At 27.4% G+C, this 573-nt stretch carries 2 protein-coding genes; both read left to right on the top strand.

Features of this window, described 5'->3' with window-relative positions; genetic code table 11:
• Positions 1-211, top strand: a 211-nt coding sequence (locus ACF91D_RS31450) for an ADP-ribosyltransferase (protein ID WP_392438650.1), incomplete at its 5' end; no start/stop codon positions are given.
• On the top strand, positions 208-354 hold the full coding sequence (locus ACF91D_RS31445) for a hypothetical protein (protein ID WP_157822572.1): 147 nt from the start codon (positions 208-210) through the stop codon (positions 352-354). The genes ACF91D_RS31450 and ACF91D_RS31445, both read left to right, overlap by 4 nt.
• Positions 355-573: the final 219 nt, after the last annotated feature.

Raw genomic sequence — 573 nt, 5'->3', positions numbered from 1 at the left:
ACATATTGATAACACTCAATACTTTGGAGATGGGTGGAAAATGATTTGTAAAATTCCAAAAGGAGCCAATGCATTACCTATAGAGAATTATTCTAATTTGAAAATGGAAGAAGAAATTCTTTTAAATCATGGAGTGAAATTTTATATCGAAAACTTAGATGAAGATATGAAAGAACTTAGTGTCAATATAATAGTGGAGGAATTGCAATGAATAAAGAATATAAGCACTTAAGTATTGAAAAAAGATGGGAGTTAGATGGAAAACTTGATGCGAAATATTATGACAAAATAACTGAAGAAGAAATTAATGATTTTAAAAAGAAAATAGAAGAATCTAAGAAAGGTAAAAAATAAAATGATTCGCCCTAGATACGGCGTTAAAAGGTCTGTTTTTTTATCAATAATTAGGAAGTGATTATATGGAAGAAAATAAAGTGATTATGTATTTAGATGACTATAATGAATTGTTAATTAAGTCACATAAGTATGATAAATTAATGGACGAAAGAAAGGCAATAAAAGGAAGTACGCCTGATGAAAGAGAACCAGTTAAAATTAAAATAAGACCTGAAA

Source organism: Staphylococcus sp. 231237_7MaSpsaltlick (assembly GCF_043107035.1).
The sequence above is the reverse complement of the archived record's forward strand: the minus strand, read 5'-3'. Positions and strand labels throughout refer to the sequence as shown.